The organism is Stenotrophomonas sp. AS012628, from assembly GCF_010608305.1.
Classification (GTDB): Bacteria; Pseudomonadota; Gammaproteobacteria; order Xanthomonadales; family Xanthomonadaceae; genus Stenotrophomonas; species Stenotrophomonas geniculata.
The window spans coordinates 1-267 of the sequence record NZ_VMBJ01000141.1 but is presented as its reverse complement, the minus strand read 5'-3'; the positions used below and the strand labels follow the sequence as shown (position 1 = coordinate 267).

The 267-nt window shown below is 71.9% G+C and carries 1 protein-coding gene; it reads left to right on the top strand.

Annotated features, from left to right (window positions below; genetic code table 11):
• A partial coding sequence (locus G5A07_RS21320) for a deoxyribodipyrimidine photo-lyase (RefSeq protein WP_191863985.1) occupies nt 1–267 on the top strand: 267 nt, incomplete at both ends.

Below are 267 nucleotides of genomic sequence, written 5' to 3'. Positions count from 1 at the left end.
GATGGCGCTTCCTACGTCCTGTACTGGATGGGGCTGTCCCAGCGCGCCCGCTTCAACCCGGCCCTGGAATACGCCGTCGAGGAGGCCAACGGGCGCGGGCTGCCGGTGCTGGTCTGCTACGGGCTCGCCGAGGGCATTCCCGAGGCGAACGCCCGCCACTGGGCCTTCCTGCTGGAGGGCATGGCCGAGGTCGGGCCTGAGCTCGCCAAGCGCGGCATCGCCTACGTCGCGCGCCGGCAGCCGCCGGTCGAGACCGCGCTCCTTTAC